Raw genomic sequence first — 19,125 nt, 5'->3', positions numbered from 1 at the left:
ACTTAAGGAGTGAAAACAATATGGCTCATATTTTCATTACCGGCGGAACAGGTTTTGTCGGTACCCACATCGTTAGGCAGCTCGCGGCACAAGGCCATCATATTACGGCATTGGTACGATCACACAGCAGGTTTACCAAGCTCGTTCAGCAGCTAGGTGAAGAAACATCCCGCTTCTTATCTGCTGTTAGCGGCGATTTGACGCAGCCGGGACTCGGATTATCGTCAAGCGACCGGCAAGCCATTCAAGCCGCAGACGTCATTATTCACGCAGGCGGCCCCATGGATATTTTGCTGAATGAACAGCTTGCCAAGCAAGTATTCCTAGATGCCGCCGTTTATTTAGGGGAGCTCGCCGACGAGCTTTATAAGAATGGCGTTCTTCGCCATTTTATTCATGTCGTCGGCTTTAAAAGTCCCGTAACCGATCAGAATTGGCATGAACCCTCTGCAATAATGAAGCTATTAGAGCATGAATCATCTTATGAGCGCATGAAAATAACCGCCGATCTCCATATCCGCAAGCAAGCCAAGGAATCCGGCTATCCTCTTTCCGTCGTGCACCCCAGCGTAGTCATCGGCGATTCCGCTACCGGAAATACAGAACAAACCGGCGGGCTCGGCATTTTAATCGCATCCGCCAGACGGAAGCTGATGGGCACCGTTCCCGGCGGCAGGAAGCATTGGCTTCCGCTCGTTCACGTCGATCACGCGGCAGCTTTCATCGCTGCATTAGCAAATGAACGGCAGCCGGTTAATGAAACCTACTATTTACTGGATGAGCAGGACCAAAGCCCCAGCATGACCGAGCTTATCCGAATCATTAACAAGGAGCTCCGCGTCCCCGCGCCTATCGGTTCGATCTCCTTATCCTTTTTAACCAAGCTGTTCAGCACTTCATTAGGCAGTAAAGCAGGCATACCCAAGCAGTCGCTCAGCTTTATCGTAAATACGGATTTCCCCACGGAATCAGCAAGGCGAATCCAGCGAAAATACAGCCTTCCGGCAGCCGTGAACGCCTCCGTTCTGCCCCATGTCATAGCCGACTTGGATTACCGCCTGTCGCATGGAAGCCCTGTTCGCCCAGGCTTCGTGCGCGGCAGACGCGGGCCACTCGCTACAATGGAGAAGACGGGCCGCGGCAATCCCGTCCTGATGCTGCCCGGCACCTTTAGCGGAGCAGACTGCCTTCTCCCGCTTGCATCGGAGCTGCATGAGCACAACGTGTGGATTGCCGATCTGCCCGGCTTCGGACGCACACCGTATTACCGCCATGGCGCAAACGTCATCGAGGGACATGTCCATGCGATCATCGCAGCCGTCCTTTCACAAGCGGAGCCCGTTACTTTAATCGGCCATTCTTACGGCGCACTGCTGGCAGCCCAGGTTATGGAGCGGATTCCTGAACGGATTCACGCCGTACATTTGCTGCAGCCCGCATTTCATCAAGCGAACGGCCGCTACCGCATTCCAAGCGTGAATCGCTTGCTTCTAACAAAGGTTCCAGCTAACACGCTGCGCAATAATCTCCTATCGCAAGGCTGCTTTGAAAGCGTCGAGGAAATCCCGGCCGGCTACATGCAATACGTACGAAACGAGCTCCTCTCTCCCCGGGTCAGAGCGGCATTAGCCGATACGCTTGCGGCATTGACCGAGGCTAAGCACTTCAAGCTTCAACCCGCAAGCTGGACCAGCAAACCAATCAGCATAATTTGGGGCACATTCGACCAGGCGTATTCCTTGCCAGAGGCTTACGATCAAATTCCCACAAAGCGGATTGCTCGCGGCCACCACTTTCCCATTTCACATCCGGCCGAGACGGCGGAACTTATCCGGCAAGCCGGGCTTTCGTCTTCAATGTAAGGGCCGTTTATTGCCGCAGCGCAGAAAAAGGCGGCTCCTTAAGGTCTTCACAGACCTTAGGGAACCGCCCTTCCGGTGATTCATACCATGACTTTACTTTTTAAGCATGTTCATAATTACCGTAATGGCATCCGCTCTAGACGCCGTAGCTTTTGGCGCAAATACATTGCCTGTGCGCCCTTGAATGATGCCTTTGTCGCTAACTGCTTTTACAGCCCCCATCGCCCATGCCGGAATATCATCGTTATCGGCAAAGCTGGTTACCGCATTCGGATCCAAGGTTAACCCTGCTCCGCCTGCAATCATTGACACCATTTCCATCCTCAAAATATTAGCGCCTGGACGGAAGGTTCCGTCTGGATATCCGCTAATAATTTCCGCTTTGACCGCATGCGCCACCGCTTCCTTCGCCCATGCCGCAATTTTGGCTTGATCGGTAAAGGCAAGCGCCGCACCCTCGCCCTCTGCTTTTAATGCGCCCATCAGCATCACGGCAAATTCCGCCCGCGTAACGGTGTTATTCGGCTTAAAGTTACCGTCCATATAGCCTTTTACAATGCCGGAAGCAACAGCTTCTTTAATGGCCGCCTCCGCCCAGTGTCCGGCAATATCCGTAAAGGCGCCTTCTTTTTTATCCACCGCAAACACGGCAAACTTGGTAAAATGATCGGTTTTCACTTCAATGCTGCTGCCGCTCACGGTTCCGCCCATTTCGATCCACTGTTTCTTCGTCTCATCATAATAGAATACGGAGGCTACTTTACCTTCCTTAATGAGTGCCGGATCAAATTTAAAGGTCAGCGTGACGGGAACCAGGAAATTCGCTGATATGGTTTTGAGTATTTCAAAAATCGGCGATGCCAGCTGGCTTGTTGATTCCACAATGCCGCCCGTGCCCGTCAACTTCGTAATGGACAGCTGCATTTGTTCTTTTGTCGCTCCTGCTGGAACAGAAACCGTGACGCTGTCATCCAAGCCCAAGGTACCCGCACTGCCGGCTCCGATGGTAACCTGGCCCGAATTCGTTTCAGTACCGCCGGATCCTCCAGATCCGCCGTCTCCTCCAGGAGTAGTAGGAGTCTCGGCTACATCTAATGTAATGTCTTGCGTGCCCACGGTCTCGAACCAGTTCTTCACCGTATTAAAATCATTCGAAAATGCCAACGACAGCATCAGCATAATTCGGGCATGCTGCGGGTTCAAGTTATCCCCTGCAATAATGCCGCTGCCTCCGCCGGTAATCGTGCCGGAGCCCGTTCTTGTCGTCGATACGAATGTGACGCCATGATCTTTAATGGCCGCGGAGCGTGCTGCGCTCATTTTTGACGAAATCCCAGCCGCACCCGTGCCCGCCGTCACGATTCCTTTCGCGCCATCTTCAACCGATGCCCGAATCGCGCCGCCGCCAGCCTCTTGGTAGCTGTACACGATCTCCACCTTCGGCAGACTCTCTTTTGAAATCGTCTTTAAGTTAAACGGCGTTGCCCAATCGGCATCCCCCGCCTTTAACGCACGGGCATTCAAACGATAAATGCGTACCGCCGGATCATCGACGTAACCCAAAGCGCCAAACATAGGCGTCTCAAACGTATCCATGCGATGCGCATTGCTTTTCGTTACCTCGCGGGCCGCATGAATGACGTCATTCAGCATGACGACCGTGCCGTACCATTTGGTTTTGCCGCTGCCGGCTACCTTAATCGCCTGATAAAGGTTGGCCGGACCATCTGTGCCAATCGCGTCCCAAGGCCTCATCGCCCCCGTTACGACGACAGGCTTTTCACTTTGCACCGTCAAATCGAGAAAGTAAGCAATTTCCTCCATCGTGTCGGTACCCGTCGTTACAACCGCGCTGTCATAGACCGCAAGAGCCGCGTCTACGGCAAGCGATAAATCATAAAGCTCTTTCATCGTGTAGCCGCCTGACCCCTTGTTCCCGAATTGAAAGGTGGAGACATCGGCTATTTTGTCTTTTCTCGGGAGCTGGGCAACCATATCTGCTATTTTGTAGGTGCCCGCTGCATAGTTTTGAAAATTTGTAGGATCGCTATTTCTCACTTGCCCGGCTAATGTGCCGCCTGTCGCTACAACAATGACATTGGGCAGCACCGAGGCTTTATGCTCCTCAGACAATGCCGGAATATCAAAGGTCGGCAGCACAGGCGCCGCTACCTCTGCACGAACCGAATGGGCGTAACCCGTCAGAACCGTGCCGAGAAGGGCCGCAATGAGGAGAGGAACGAAAATCTTCTTCGTTAATTTTGATTGGCTTATTATGGTCATAACCGTACTCCTCCCCAAAATTATGGCATCACCGGTGCTGTTTCAGGCGTAGGCTCCGTAGTAACCGGTTCCGTAGTCGGCGAAGGCTCGGTAACCACAGGCTCTGTAGTCGGAGTAGGCTCAGTAACTGCTGGCTCCGTTACGGCAGGCTCAACAATCGGTTCTTCAACCGAAGTGCTCAGCACGGTATTTTCATCCACTGATATTTCAACATCCTGTGTGCCGAAGGTCGTAAACCAGCTTCTAATTTGGCTCACATCATTTGTAAAGGCAAGGGATAGCAGCAGCATCATACGGGCATGCGCCGCATTGAGGTTATCTCCTCCAATAACGCTGCCGCTTCCGCTGTCATAGATCGAACCGGAGCCAGTTCTCGTTGTCGATACGAATACTACGCCCTTATCCCTAATTGCCGCTGTACGGGCTGCGCTCAGCTGCGACGATATGCCGCCTGCCCCCGTGCCTGCCGTTACGATACCTTTTGCGCCGTCCTCGACCAAACCGCGAATAGAACCGCCGCCTGCCTCTTGGTAGCTATATACGATTTCAACAAGCGGAAGGCTGTCCTTAGAGATGGTTTTGAGATCAAACGGGGATGACCAAGCCGGCGTACCTGCTTTAGCCGCTCTTGCAGGAGCACGGTAAATGCGTACAGCAGGATCGTCTACATAACCTAGAGCGCCAAACATAGGAGCGTCAAAAGTATCATTGCGGTGTGCATTTGTTTTCGTTACCTCACGAGCCGCATAAATAACATCATTCAGCATAACCACGGTACCGAACCATTTCGTCTTGCTGCTGCCGGCAACCTTTATGGCTTGATAAAGGTTAGCAGGTCCATCCGTGCCAATAACATCCCACGGTCTCATTGCGCCCGTTACAACGACCGGCTTCTCGCTACGTACCGTAAGATCAAGGAAATAAGCAATTTCCTCCATGGTATCCGTACCCGTCGTAACAACCGCGCTGTCATAAACTTTTAGAGCGGCATCAACAGCCAGAGATAAATCATAAAGCTCTTTAATGGTGTAGCCGCCTGAACCCTTATTTCCGAATTGGAAGGTAGAGACATCGGCTATTTTATCCTTCTTAGGAAGCTGAGCAACCAAATCCGACATCAGATATGTACCCGCTGCATAGTTTTGAAAATTGGTAGGATCATCATTTCTCGCTTTTCCCGCAAGCGTGCCCCCGGTTGCGACAACAATAACATTAGGCAGACTGGATGCCTGGTGCTCAGATGAAAGAGCCGGAATATTAAAGGTGGGCAGCTGAGGCGCTTCCTCTGCGCGTACAAAGCTGTTACTTGCCATTACCCCAACCATTGCCGCTAACAGCGAAAGCACCAGCAATGGAACAAGAACCTTCTTAGCTAACTCTTTCTTTACAATCTGTGTCATGTTCTTCTCCTCCAATGTTATATATTTCTCTCTAACTACTTCCACATTCTATTATATGTAATATAATCTAACAAACACAAAAACGATCAATAAAGCGTATACAACAAGCTTTTACTTGATTTTACTTAAATTTTGACTTTGTTCCTTACTATATTAAAGTATCTATATGTTATATAAACTTACATTAACTTGCATAATTTCGACTCCATACGACTAATTCCACGGGCATGGGTTGGGTTATTTATTCCGATTGACACCCACATCCCCCAGTGCTATGGTGGACGTGAGCAGGCATTCCGCTACCAAGGCGGGATGCCTATCTGTCTATTCGGAAAGCGGGGTGAAACAGCATGATTCAGGTAAAAGAGTTTATCGATACGGATACGGTTTTTGCCGAAAAAAGAGCAAACGATTTTTTGGCGGAGCTGGATGACGATCAAGTCATTAACATTTGTTACGGTTCCATGATCAAGACAGCCACTTCCGGCAATACGTATCAACGAAGCACCATTTTAGTCGTCTATAAGCAAAATCCGCAAAAGCAATGAAGAAAGAAGGTGATCCACCATTAAGCCCCGTCAGGATCATTTTGTAACGAAAGAGACGCAGGGGAACGAGGAACAGGACATTCGTGGCATAAAAAGAGATAAGTGGGAATTATTTTTCCGCATTCTGTCTGGCACGGCAGCGATCGGTTTAGTCGCCGCAGCCATCGGTTTTGCCGTCTACCTATTTCTTAAACAATAGAAGCAGTTGCGCTTGAAACCGTTATCACTTATTAAGCACGGAGGTTGGCCATGAAATCCTTTACGCAAAATCGATTGTTTATGTTGAAGAGCGGAATATTCACTAAGCCATAGTCCCCCCTCTCCCCCAAAAGAAACAAAAAATAAGCAAGCTGTCATTGCCTTCAAGGCGTTAACAGCTTGCTTATTTGTTTTATAGCCGGCTTTTCATTAAAAAAGGATTTATTTCACGCCGATTCTCATCCGGTAGCTGAACCTAATATCCAACGTTCTGCCTGCGAAATAATTTTCCACGCAGCTCCGGAACTGCCGCAGCTGCTCCTCAAGGCCGGTCGAGCCCAGCTTAAATACCGTTTGAACGCCGCCTTGGCTGAGCGCCAGGCCAATATAGCGCTGCGCATCGCAAGCCTCTATATTATGAAATACGATTTCCTTCGAAAAGCGGAACAATCCGCTGCCCGCGATATGGGCTAAATGCTGCTCCTTGTCGCGTTTGCTTGCCCGGTCCTTCTGCGCGATGTATTTCCCGATAATTTCCTCGGAACGGTCGATGAGCCGTTTGTATTCCGCTTCAACCGACCAATGCAGCGTAGGAGGCCAGTCGCAATCATAGGCTGCAAATAGGCCTTCGGGCTTTAGAACCCGCGCAAACTCGCGAAGCGTGCTGACCGGCTCCATCCAATGGAAGGATTGCGAGCAGGTAACCACATCGACGCTCTCCGGTTCCAAAGCCAGCTTATCCGAGTAGCCTTTGACGAAAGAAATAGGCTCCACATTGGTTAACTCCGATAAATGGGAAACCGCCTTGCTCCTCATATCGTCATTGGGCTCAAAACCAATAATTCGCCCGGCATGTCCAAGCCATACAAAGGAGGACAAGCCTGTGCCGCAGCCGACATCAGCCACCGCATCGGGTTTCCGGCCGAGGTAGCCTGTTAAAATATCGATAACTGCTTTCGGTGCCTTAGGCCGATGCTGATCATAATCATTTTCAAATCCGGAGAAACGATCTACGTTGTTTTGCGAATGGCTTCCTGTAGTCATTGCACAGCCCCCCGTTTCAACTAAAAGGAGTTAGGCTTATTATTGCCCACTGCTCATAATGATAGCATTAAATTCGGTATCCTGCGCAAGGATAAATGAAGCTGCGTCAGCCAAATAATCCGCTTCGGCGTACAGCGCGCCTTTTTCAAGGATAACCGTGCGCTTGGCATTTACTTTTAGCGTAAGCTTCCAGTCTTGCTTGGCCAATTGCGCTTCCCTTGCCGCCGCATTCCATTTAATTTCCGCACCCCAAGCCGCGAATAAGGCTCTAACCGGGAGATAGGTCTTGCCGCCTTTCTTAAAAGGCTTCTGCGCAGCCGCAAACTTAACCGGTTTGCCTTCCAGCCAGACCTGAACGTCCTTGCCTGCCGGCTGCAGCTCAGTACCCGCGATTAACTCCTCTTTGGTAAGGACAGGCTTAAGCGCTTTGGGATGAACCTCCAGCATCTTCACGCTGTCGTTCAGCGTATCCGCAACATAAAGCTTTCCGGATACATATAGTAAGGAGGAAGGCTGGTTAAACTGTGCCGATTCTACAGCTCCAACCGTGTCGCCCGGCGCACTCTGGCCCGCTATGGAAATGACCTTTCCGCCCCCTTGCAAAGCCCGGACCCGGTTATTCAGGCTGTCCGCAATAAACAAAACGCCATCCGTATAAGCAAGCCCGCGAGGACGGTTAAACCGCGCTTCACCGCTTGCGCCGTTGACATAGCCGCCTGTCATATAGCCGGTCAGCGGGTCGGCTGCCGTCGGTTTCCCTGCTGCCGTTGTTACCTTGCCGTCCAGAATATAACGGATCAAATGATTGCCGCTGTCCGCTACATACAGACCGCCCTTCTCATCAAACGCGAGCCCCATCGGCTCATTGAATTTCGCTTCAGCCGCGCTGCCATCCTTGTAGCCGCCCGTTTCGACAGCCGTTCCAGCAAAGGTGGTTGTAACGCCTTCCGGAGAAATGACCCGAATGACATGATTTAAAGAATCGGCAACATAGACATTATCCTTAGCGTCGATGGCCAAGCCTGCCGGCGCATTAAACTGCGCTTCGCCGAATTTCCCGTTTTTATTGCCCGCTTGGCCGTTCCCCGCGGCTGTATACACTCTATCCTTTGTAATTCTGCGTACCACGTGATTTTCCGTGTCGCTTACATAGATGACGCCCTTGCTGTTTATTGCCGCGTATGATGGGTGGTTAAAGGTAGAGCTAACCGTCGTCCCGTCATAATAGCCGGCCGCAGCCTGGGACGTCACGGCCGAAAGCCTGCCGTTCTGCCACTTGCTAATCTGATTGCTGCCCGCGGCCACCATGATCAAGCCGCCATCCTGCGCCGCAGCCAGCCCCCAGGGCTGGCTGATCTTTTCAATGATTTTGGATACTGCGGCATTGCCTGCGTTCTCCATTGTCGAGACCGGCTGTCCAGCCGCTGCAAAAGCGCTTGCGTTGAGCGCAACTAACGCAGTGACAAGGACAGTTCCTGCCGCCAGTAAACGAATTCGGTTTTTCATATGATTGCTCCTTTCATTTTCGCATGCTTAAACTAATGGGAAATTCACAGCAATCGAAATGCGAATTTCATCGATTTGCTCGTCATCTCTTAAAATCGGAATCGTAAGTTCATACCAACCTGGATTAACATATTCACTGCTAAAATAAGAACCCTTGAGCGTCAATTTTATCAAATCATTTTCTTCTGCCAGTGCATAGACCTCTCCTAAATCCGAAGGAGGCTCAAAGCCCCCGCAGTTATCCCCAATGCAATTCATAGTAAGCTGGAATTGCCCCAGTTCATGTCCAAAAGTATTTATTATAATCTCTTGGTCGGGAAAGCTGCCATTGCCGTGCATAAATTCAACTTCATTTGCCGATAAAGTAAACTTATGTTCGAAAAAGAAATCCTGCACATTATTCTGAACATCCCCGGTTTCTGCATTCCTTAAAACATTTGGAGCTATGGTTACTCCCAGCCACGAACCGTATTCTACTGGATCTTGCAGCGTCACAATAAGCTGTGCCGCGTCACTCGGATTAATCATGACGCTCTCGACTTCTAAATCTTCAACCTCCTGCTCATAGCCCTCTTCTTGAAATGGAGATTCCAAAAATAGGTCTGGTAGGGTGATAACGCTGATATCCGAGTTAGCAATAGACCCTGCTAGGTCAGTCGTAAATGGCAGGATGATTGAATAATCATCCTTCATATAGGCGTTAAACATATCGGCTTCTGGGGGCTGTTTTCCCTTTATATTAATATTGAAATCAACAGGATATAAGTTGTCGCTTGCATCTCGAAAATTAACTCTTACTTGATACATTCCCGGATCAAGGGCTTGGAATTTTGATATATTCAGTGTAATGGTAACACTTTTCAACAATTCATCTACAGTCACATAGTCGCTCAATTCATCATCAAGGTCTGTGTAACACGGCGGGGATTCTTGCCCCTCACCTTCCTCTTCCGGGCACACTCTGCTTATCGCAATGTCGTTAAATTGATAACCAAGCGTCGGGAGCTCTATTACAACCATTCCTTCTCCATCTTCCGTTGGCTCTACATGATTATACTCGGAGGAGTAGCTTTCATTTTCAAATTTAAATACGAAGCCTGGGCCAATCTCCGCGTCTACCGTGATCTGATCTTCGGTTTGAATATCGTTTGTTTCCGCATTTTTTATGGTGCCGCCGAGAACCGTAAGCAGAATTTTCGCGTTGTATGGTACGGCTTCAGCACGTTTTATGACCAAAAGATGATCGTTGTCAGTATCAACGCTTACGGATAATCCGATATGATCTGACTCGAATTGGTGCGTTTCAGTGTTATAGATCTCAAATTTCACAACCTGCGAACCATCCGACGGGAATGCAATATTCACACCATTGTAAGCAATCGAGGCCGTAAACGGTAAAGTAAACGTTTTAGCGTCAATCATGTACTTTTGAAGGTTATTATACAAAGCATTTACATCCAATACAGGCGGCACAGGCGTTGGAGTTGTTGCCGTTGGCGACGGTGCCTCTGTCTCTACTGGCGTGGTTGCCGTTGGCGTCGGCGTTGGTGCCTCTGTCACGCTCGGCGATGCCGTCGGTGTCGGTGTCGGCGTCACTGTTGGCGTCGGCACAGCTACGCTCCCGTTCCCGCCGGATGTTCCCGTACCGTCCTCATAAACAATGTTGGTATTAGCCGGCGTGCTTCCGTTATCATTTGCCGCCTCGGCCGCTTCCTCTTGTTTTTTAGCTGCGATCTGCTGCTTAACCTTCTCTATTAATGCTTTGTCCGCCTTCGCATCCTTCTGCAGCAATGCAAGGTAATGCTCCAGGCCGACCAGCGGAAGATCGAGGTAATCCAGCTTTTCTTTATTTCCTGCACCTTCCTCGTCCAAGCCCATCTGCTCATTTGGCCTAACAACCGTTTCATCCGCAAGCTTTTCGCCATGCTTTGTCTTTACCGCTCCCTCGAAAACGCCGACATAGCTCACGTCATCCTCGTATTCAACGGTAAATTCCGTTCCCATGACGCCCATAATCGCGGTCGGAGTCTCAATTTCGAATCTCGAATCTCCCTCCAGCTTCTTCTTGATCGTGATAAGCACCTTACCCTTCAGCAGGCTAAGGCTTGTTTTGCCGCCAAGCGCCTTTGCGCTTTGGACCAGCTCGCTGATTATAAGCGTTGTATTCGTTCCAATCGTCACCTGTTTATCGCTGTCCAGGTCCATCGTGATTTTACCGTCGCTGCCGGTTATAATCGTATCGCCCTGCGTAATGGCCATTCCCTTAAAAGCATTGAATTTTTTGGATCCGCCGCCCTTTTTCACCTCGGCCTTGCCGGCAACCGTCGTTACTTTGCCTGCCTTATCCGTGTCCTTCGCAAAGACCGACGTTGGCATAACGATCGCCAGCACGAGCAAAGAAAGGAATAATAGCTTTAACGTTTTCATCGTAAACCCTCCAATTCATAGATTGAAATGCCTTGCTCCTTGCCCTTAACCTTGATTTCGCCAAGCGAATTCGCCTTAATCCGATCCTTAACCGCCCGGTACACCGCATCGCTCAAAATAATCTGGCCGGGCTTTGCATTGCTCTCCAGCCTTGCTGCCGTATTCACGGTGTCGCCGATGGCCGTGTAGTCCATTCTGCTTTTCGACCCGATATTTCCAAAGACGGCGGGGCCGGTATGAATGCCGAGGCCAAACTTAACGCCAAAGCCAAATCTTTCAATCAGCTTGCGTTCCAGCGCAGCCGCGCCTTCCTTCATCGCCCACGCTGCTTCCACCGCGCGCATCGGATGATCCTCCAGCAGCAGCGGCGCGTTAAAGATCGCCATTGCCGCATCTCCAATAAACTTATCTAGCGTGCCGTTAAATTTAAAGATGCAGTTAGCGGCCAAATCGAGATACTCATTTAATATTTCTACGATTTCCTCCGGCTCTGCCTTCTCCGAGAGCGGCGTAAAGCCGCGGATATCGACAAACAATACCGTCAGCTCCCGGCGCGTGCCGCCAAGCTTTAAGCCATCCTCGCCGTTTTTCAGTATTTGGTTAACGACCTCCGGCGCGACATATCTACCGAATATATCGGTTACGCGGCGGCGTTCGAATAGCTCTTCCACATAATGAAACCCAACGACGACAATGCAGCTGAGGATAAGCAGCGGAACCACATAACCGACCGAGATGATGACTCCTTGCCCGTATAAATAGCTAGCTCCCAGTACGAATGCCGCAATCATTAAAGCAATGGCCAAAAAGGAAACCGCCATATTCCACTTTCGGAACAGGAAGAAGGCAAGCGCCGCCGCAAAAAGCAGAATCAACGCGTTCCACTTCCAGTCGAGCCCGTCCTTCAGATTCTTATCCAGCAGCGCTTGTATGATGTTCGCGTGTATTTCAACCCCGTACATCGGGCTTTTTACCTGAAGCGGCGTCAAATAATCATCCTTAAACCCCGTTGCATAAGGACCAATTAATACGATGCGGTCCTTAAAATAATCCGCAGGCACGTCGCCGTTCAGCACCGCCGAATACGGAATGGATTCATACTGCCCCGGCCGTCCCGTATAGGGGATATGGAACTGGCCAAAAGCATCCAGCGGAAGCATGTCCGCGTTTGCCGTCCCGCCCATCCGCTCCTGAAACAGGCGGTAGATGACCCAAGAGAAGCTCTCTACCTGCTCCTCTTTGTTCATAAAGCTGTACAGCGAGCTGCGCACGACGCGGTCCCGGTCAGGGATCGTATTGATATGCCCGACCGCAGCCGCAGCTTCCTTCAGCGCCGGAAAGGGCTCTGACATTTCAATCGCTTCGATCGCTCCCTCTTTAGCCGAAGAAGCAAACGTGCCGTAGACGGGCATAACTACATTGCCCGCATTCCCTACAGCAGCAATTAACGCTTCATCCGATGAGGCATCGTCCGCCGAGGGAGCCGGAAAGGTGACGTCGAATGCAATAACCGCAGGCTCCCCCTCGGCAAGCGTATCAATAAGCTGAGCGTGTACGCTGCGGTTCCACGGCCAGCTCCCGTACTCGCTTACGCTTTCATCATCGATTGCGATTATTGCGATTCGGGTATCCACATTGCCTTCCTTCTGCATGAAGCGGTCTTGGAAAAAATAATCCATGGTGTCCAGCGTGCCGCGGTACATAAAGAAAACAGACAGCGCCGTTAATAACGCGATAATATGTATCAGCTTTATTTTCATAAGAATCCCCTTCTGCTGCCCTCGCTGCTAAGAAATAAGATGAAGCCACTTCCAATAAGGCACGCATAAAACGGCCGCGAGCAATACAGCCAGCCCATACCATAGGGCAACCTTCTGGGCTTGCCGATGCGAAAAAGATTTTCCCTCCGTGCTGTAATAGGCGGTTAAGTAGGTCGGGGATTGATAAGTAAAGAAAAAAGGATCGGTCGCAAGCAAAATAATAAATACAAGCACCCATGGATGAATGCCGATGGTTTCCCCTAAGGGAACAATCGCGGTCACGAGCAAAATAACGGCCGGATCATCCCGGATGACAAGCGTAACGATGAAAGAAACCGCGATAACCGCTGCCAAAAACAACGCTGGCGATTCAACAAAAACGGACATATGCTCGCCGAGAAAGGCTGACAGCAGCTCGGCGATGCCCAGTTGACCGGCTACGCCCGCAAAGCTGAACGCCGCCCCCAGAAAGAGCAGAAACGTCCAATCGATTCCGGTGGAAATCGTCTGCTTGTCCAGCACGCCGCTAACGACGAATACAGCAAAGCCGAGCAGCATTATCCATGTGCTGTCGATGCCATGCAGGGGCTGAAGCACCATAAGCCCGATGCAGCCAATCGTCGTCCACAAGGATACCCGTTCATCCTTCGTAAGCGGGCCCAGGAGCCGAAGCTGTTCATTCAGTACCTCTCCGGTTACCCTTTTGGCAGGCTCGATCCTGCGGGACATATAGAGCAAAACAGCCAGCAGTACCCCGCCGAAGATAACGAATGCCGGCAGCGCGTACAAAAACCATTGCAGCCAGGAAACCGTTTTGCCGTTCATTGCAAGCCCCAGCGCCATAACGTTCGTATAAGAGCCCGTCATTACAAAAGGCGCCGTGAAGCCAAAGAAAATCATAGCGACAAGCCCGAGTCCCGAGGCTCCCTTGCTTTTCTCATCGTAGCCAAGCGACTCGGCCAGCGTCTGCGCCATGGGAACGCCCAGTGAAACCTTGGCTGAGGAGGAAGGAAGCATTGGGTTCAGCAGCAAGCCCCCTGCGACAATTCCCCAAAGCTGTCCACGGTAATGGGCTGGAAATCTCTTGAGCGCGTGTAAGGCAAATCGGTATGAGATGCCTGATTTTGTTATAACAGCGCTTATGGCCATGATAAAAATCATAAATAACCATGAGCTGGAGGCGAAGCCCGACATGGCTGTCTCCGGCGCAGCAACCCCGCCGAGCACCCATAACATCAACATGCCTAGCGCCACCACATAATCCGGAATGACCGGCACGATCCACATGATGACCGCGGCCAGAGCGATTCCGATAAACCGCATGCCCGCTTCCGACAAACCGCCAATCGGGTTGAGCACAAAAGAAAGGACGATGCAAAGCAGCGCCGCAATAACAGCTGCCGACTCTGCCGTGCGGTTTCCTTTTAATAAACGGCCGGCGCCCTGCACGAGCAGCTCGCTCCGTTTTCTAGCCAGCTTCTGCTTCGCCAGTCCATAAGCGCGGTCCGTATTTAAAGCTTCGTCCTTGACAGCCGTCAGCGTGCTTGCCAAAGCATCGGCAAGCCTTAAATACTCAAGCGCTTGATTTTTTTTGCCCGCGAGCCTGCACAGCTCTGTGGCGCGCTCATACAAAAACAAAAGGTCTTGTGGCTGAAATGCAGAGCCATAGCTTAACGCTTCCTCTACGACGGACAAGCCTATTTCGGGCGCATTTTTCTCGCAATATGGAATATAAATCTTCAGGACGGGGTAATTAACGGCAAGCAGTTCTCTCGGGCAGCGATTGATCAGACGAAACAGCTCCGCGCGCTGATGGTCCGTCGCCTTGCCGCCTACGCGGGCATAAGTATCGAGCGCAACCGGCCAATTGCCCTTATCGCCTTGAACAATAATGAACGCAACCCAATTTTCTCTTGCCACATACCAGGAAATTGCCTTGTCTACCCAAGCGGTCATTTCCTCATATCCGTAACGTTCCTTGCTTATATCGTTTAACACAGGCTTCAGCCCGCTTGCGAGGGTCAGCCATTCCGATGTCATGGGGTTATCTTGAAAGCATTGCTGAAGGAAGGGGTTTTCGGCGAATTCATTCTCTAACGAAAAGTGAAAGGTATGTTCAGCGAGCTCTTTGCTCACTAGAGGAACATGGGCGCACCAGAGCAAAAACCGCGTGGTCCGTTCGCGCAATTGTCCAAGCTCGGAGACGATACGCTCGGACTCCGTCTTCTTCGCGGCTTGAAGCCTGCCGTTCGTGGCAATTAAGCGCTGTGAAAGCAGCTTAATAAAATAAGCGGAGAATATGGTATTTTCCGCAACCAGCCGGTCAAACATTTTACTGTCAATTACATAAAGCACGCAATCTTCAGCCGCAACGGCCTCCGCGGACCTTGTCTCGCCGGTAAGCAGGGCCATTTCTCCAACAACCTCACCCGCTCCCAAAACAGCAAGAGAGCGTCTGACTTGATCGTCAGCGCTCGAAAATAGCTCAATCGTACCATGCTCTATAATAAACATTTGATCGCCGGGATCACCCTGCCGAAACAGCCTCGTTCCCGCAGCGAACGCCTGCTTTTCCAGCATGCCGAGGAGCTTGGCCAGCTCCATATTGGATAGTCCTTTAAACATATCGATACCAGTCAGCTTCACCTGTTAATCTACCTCTTATCACTTAAACTAGTTCTTTAGTTTCATAGGTTCTATTATATATGAAACATGAAAATAATGGATACTTGTCGAAAGCTATCTAAAAATATTTTTTTCGGGCAGAATGATTTCAATATTGCTAATTGCACTATCATTCTCTACTATTAAATTAACAAGTCCAATAAGGAAAGTAGGTTTTTAACATGAAGGAAATTCCGATTCCTTACGTTCGCAGCAATCAGACGGGTATCGTTATCGTTCTCCTCCTTGCATTAAGCCTGCAGCTGCCCTGGCTCATCGCGGCGTTGTTCATTATTCAAACCGTCGGATTGGTCTTTGGTCCAAAAGCAAATCTATTCATTCTCGCTGCCCGTCCTTTTCTTACGCGTTTGCTCCCTTCCGCGCAAACGGAAGCAGCCGAGCTGCAGCGCTTTAACAACTCCCTCGGCGTAGGCTTTCTCACCTTGTCGTTGCTTAGCTTTGCACTCGGCTGGGCTACAGTGGGCTATATATTCGCAGGCATGATGGGCGCTGCTGCTCTTGGCGCCATCCTCGGCTATTGTATTGGCTGCACCATCTATTTTCAATTCAATCAATTTCGCGCTCGCCGCCGCTTTAAAAAAGGCTGACGCTTTTCCTGCTTCTCCGGTAAACCGTTTATTCGCTGCGCATTGAACAGCTTCAGAGTCCTTAAGCTATAACCAAATATCGTTTAATTCAGTTACACTATATCTGCTAATACTTGATCTCTTTCTTGTAACAAAACGGGTTGAAGCCTAAGAGACCTCAACCCGTTTTTTTGTATTATTGAATCGTGACCTTATGGCTTTCGTTTACAGGGATTTTGACATATAGAACTTTCTCACCCGAATCGAAATAATAGCCTCTTTCTTGTTTGTTCAGTTCCTCGGCGCTGCCAACTTTATCATAATTGTTTTTAGAGGATTTTACTTTTTTCGGCTCTTCGGCATTATGCAGCTTAAGCGTGTAGGACTTAATGTCAGATTGATAGTTTTGAGTTTTTTTGTCTTGCTCAAACGTGATATGGTTTCCTTTATTTTCTAAATGAAATTCGGTAACATTGAACTCGCCCTGTTTGTAATCCAATGTTTTTGCATCGTCCTCGTAAAAGCTGTAGCTTGCTTTTTTATTCAAGTAAGAGTCGAGAATCAAGTTTTCCAGCTTCTTCTCATCCGTATGCTGTTCGACTTCCTGATGAGGGATGATTGAATCTGCTTTCACGAAGATCGGCAGCATGGCAAGATCGGCATTTACGGTTATCGTTTGATTGCCGCCAAACTCTTTTCCTGTCCAATAATCTATCCAGTCGTTGCCAGCCGGCAGGTACACTTGACGGCTCGTTTGGCCTTGTTGTACTACAGGAGCAAGCATCAACGAATCGCCGAACATGAATTGGTCCTCGATATTGTATGTTTTCACATCGTTTTGGAATTGGTAAACAAGCGGTTGTTGAACCGGTTGTCCATTATCGGCCGATTTCTTAAATTGATTGTATAAGTAAGGCATCAGCTCATAACGCATCGAAATGTACTTCCGGCTAATATCCTCAACTTCTTCCCCGAATTGCCATGGCTCTTGTCCGCTTCCGAGACCGGACTTCGCGCTGTTATCGTAATGGTCGCGGGCAAACGGCAGGAAGGCGCCGACCTCGATCCATCTCGCAAACAATTCGGGGGTCGGAACATTGCCAGGCGATTTTGCAAAGCCGCCGATATCATTTCCGACAAACGGAACTCCGGACAAACCGACATTGGCGTTCATCGGAATCGACATTTGCAAATGCTCCCAATTACTTACGTTATCCCCGGTCCAAAGTGCCGCATAGCGCTGAGTTCCAGCATACATATCCCGTGTTAATACAAACGGTCTTGTATTCGGTTTATGCTTCGCAAATGCTTGATAAGTTGCTTCGGCCTCATCGTGTCCATACAGATTGTGGTATTCCGTATGCAGTTTCTTCTCTCCGTTATCACCTTCAAACACGACGTCAAGCGGCATCGTATGGAAGGGGCCGTTAAATACAGCAGGTTCATTCATGTCATTCCAAATGCCGTCAACCCCTTCATTTAGCAAAGTACCGAGACTGTCGGCCCACCATTCACGCACATCCTTCTTCAAGAAATTCGGGAAGGCGGAAGCACCCGGCCATACATCACCGATGAAAGTGGAGCCGTCAGGATTTTTTGCCCAGAAATCACGTTTTACTCCTTCTTGATATATACGATAGTTGTCATCCTGTTTGACAGCCGGGTCATTGATTGTAATCGCGTGGAAGCCTTGTCCCTTTAATGTTTTGAGCGCTTGTTTGTATTGCTCGTTCCACGTGAATACTCTGTAGCCATCCATGTAGTCGATGTCTAAATGCATCGTATCCAGCGGGATTTGTTTCTCACGGTAAGTATTCGCAACATTGACCAGCTCTTCGGGCGTATATCCCCATTTACTTTGATGGAAGCCTAGCGACCACATCGGAGGCGTTTCCGATTTTCCCGTAAGCTCCGTATATTTATCGATAACATCTCCGATTTCCGGACCGTTGATAAAGTAATACGTAAGTTTACCGCCGTTGGCATAGAAGTAATAATAGTCGTCGTTTTCACTTGCCATTTCATAGTAAGAGCGATTCGTATTGTCAAAGAAAATGCCGTATGCTTTTTTATTTTTTAATCCGAGGAAAAAAGGAATGGACGTATACAAATATTTTGTATCTTTATTGTAGGAATAAGCGTCTGTATTCCACATGCCAAGGCTTTTTCCGCGTTTGTTCAGCCCGCCGGACTGCTCGCCGAATCCATAGAAGTTTTCTTCCTTGTCGGTTTTCTTGAAAACATACGGCTTTCCGTCTTCATAGCCTACGCCTTGTGCTGCATCTTCGTTGATGACATTGCCCTGCTTGTCCAAAAATTTAATTCCAAACGGACGTTTATTAACTTTGACTGTCATTTCGTCAGTAGTTAGCGTGAACTCGGTATTCGTCTCACTTGTTTTAAAGCGAGGGGTCTTCCAATTTTTCTTTGCAATTCCGGGGGAGACAAATTCGTCTTCACCTTTTTTCAAAACGGAGATTTTCGCCATGTCGTCAGAAAAGAGGCGAATAATGCCTTGGTAATCGCCTAAATCCAACTTTACTCCATTTTCCAGTCTTTCTAATGATGATACGGATAATGACTTCAGATTTTGCTTGTTTAACGGGGTGTCTGCTTCAGGCTGCGTTTCGGCAAAAGCAACGTCGGTTGGAAACACGCCCGCTGCAGTTCCCGTCAGCAAACTTAAACACAGGATGGCTTGCGCCAATTTTTTCGACTTGCTCATGGACTTCATTTTTTTTCTCATACCTTTCTCTCTCCCACTCCGATTAAATTCATAAACTGCGGTGCCCACTACAAAGTTAGCAACTAAAAGCAGCATGAACAATGGGCAATGCCTCCTATGA

Annotated in this window: 11 protein-coding genes; 3 read left to right on the top strand and 8 right to left on the bottom strand. The window is 49.5% G+C overall.

Features of this window, described 5'->3' with window-relative positions; genetic code table 11:
• The first annotated feature begins 20 nt into the window (after positions 1-20).
• Positions 21-1,862, top strand: coding sequence for an alpha/beta fold hydrolase (locus ACN6MW_RS15615; protein WP_419876155.1), 1,842 nt, complete (start codon positions 21-23; stop codon positions 1,860-1,862).
• 93 nt (positions 1,863-1,955) lie between these two features.
• Here the strand turns inward: ACN6MW_RS15615 and ACN6MW_RS15610 are convergent, their stop codons facing one another.
• On the bottom strand, positions 1,956-4,145 hold the full coding sequence (locus ACN6MW_RS15610; RefSeq protein ID WP_419876154.1) for an asparaginase domain-containing protein: 2,190 nt from the start codon (positions 4,143-4,145) through the stop codon (positions 1,956-1,958).
• Positions 4,146-4,165: 20 nt separating this feature from the next.
• Complete coding sequence (locus tag ACN6MW_RS15605; RefSeq protein WP_419876153.1) at positions 4,166-5,545, bottom strand: asparaginase; 1,380 nt, start codon at positions 5,543-5,545, stop codon at positions 4,166-4,168.
• Positions 5,546-5,895: 350 nt separating this feature from the next.
• On the opposite strand from ACN6MW_RS15605, the gene ACN6MW_RS15600 reads away from it, so the two are divergent.
• Positions 5,896-6,093, top strand: a complete 198-nt coding sequence (locus tag ACN6MW_RS15600) for a sporulation protein Cse60 (RefSeq protein ID WP_419876152.1) — start codon at positions 5,896-5,898, stop codon at positions 6,091-6,093.
• 420 nt (positions 6,094-6,513) lie between these two features.
• On the opposite strand, the gene ACN6MW_RS15595 is transcribed toward ACN6MW_RS15600, so the two are convergent.
• Genes ACN6MW_RS15595 through ACN6MW_RS15575 form a run of 5 tightly spaced genes read right to left on the bottom strand, consistent with a single transcriptional unit; the run spans position 6,514 to position 15,674 of the window.
• On the bottom strand, positions 6,514-7,335 hold the full coding sequence (locus ACN6MW_RS15595; RefSeq protein ID WP_419876151.1) for a class I SAM-dependent methyltransferase: 822 nt from the start codon (positions 7,333-7,335) through the stop codon (positions 6,514-6,516).
• A gap of 39 nt (positions 7,336-7,374) precedes the next feature.
• On the bottom strand, positions 7,375-8,841 hold the full coding sequence (locus ACN6MW_RS15590; RefSeq protein WP_419876150.1) for a stalk domain-containing protein: 1,467 nt from the start codon (positions 8,839-8,841) through the stop codon (positions 7,375-7,377).
• Between the two features lie 27 nt (positions 8,842-8,868).
• Positions 8,869-11,268, bottom strand: a complete 2,400-nt coding sequence (locus tag ACN6MW_RS15585) for a FecR family protein (protein ID WP_419876149.1) — start codon at positions 11,266-11,268, stop codon at positions 8,869-8,871.
• Positions 11,265-13,028, bottom strand: coding sequence for a CHASE2 domain-containing protein (locus tag ACN6MW_RS15580; RefSeq protein WP_419876148.1), 1,764 nt, complete (start codon positions 13,026-13,028; stop codon positions 11,265-11,267). The genes ACN6MW_RS15585 and ACN6MW_RS15580 overlap by 4 nt, the downstream gene beginning before the upstream one ends.
• A 27-nt stretch (positions 13,029-13,055) precedes the next feature.
• Positions 13,056-15,674 carry an SLC13 family permease gene (locus ACN6MW_RS15575; RefSeq protein ID WP_419876147.1) on the bottom strand — a complete coding sequence of 873 codons (2,619 nt, stop codon included), beginning with the start codon at positions 15,672-15,674 and terminating at the stop codon, positions 13,056-13,058.
• A 200-nt stretch (positions 15,675-15,874) separates the two neighbouring features.
• Between ACN6MW_RS15575 and ACN6MW_RS15570 the strand changes: the two genes are divergently transcribed.
• Positions 15,875-16,300 (top strand): DUF4395 domain-containing protein, encoded by a 426-nt coding sequence (locus ACN6MW_RS15570; RefSeq protein WP_419876146.1) that lies wholly within the window; start codon positions 15,875-15,877, stop codon positions 16,298-16,300.
• 175 nt (positions 16,301-16,475) lie between these two features.
• Here the strand turns inward: ACN6MW_RS15570 and ACN6MW_RS15565 are convergent, their stop codons facing one another.
• Entirely contained in the window at positions 16,476-19,025 is a 2,550-nt protein-coding gene (locus ACN6MW_RS15565; protein ID WP_419876145.1) for a glycoside hydrolase family 31 protein, read from the bottom strand.
• Between the last annotated feature and the right edge of the window lie 100 nt (positions 19,026-19,125).

This window comes from Pristimantibacillus sp. PTI5 (assembly GCF_048572955.1).
In the GTDB taxonomy this organism is placed as follows: domain Bacteria; phylum Bacillota; class Bacilli; order Paenibacillales; family Paenibacillaceae; genus Pristimantibacillus.
The sequence above is the reverse complement of the archived record's forward strand: the minus strand, read 5'-3'. Positions and strand labels throughout refer to the sequence as shown.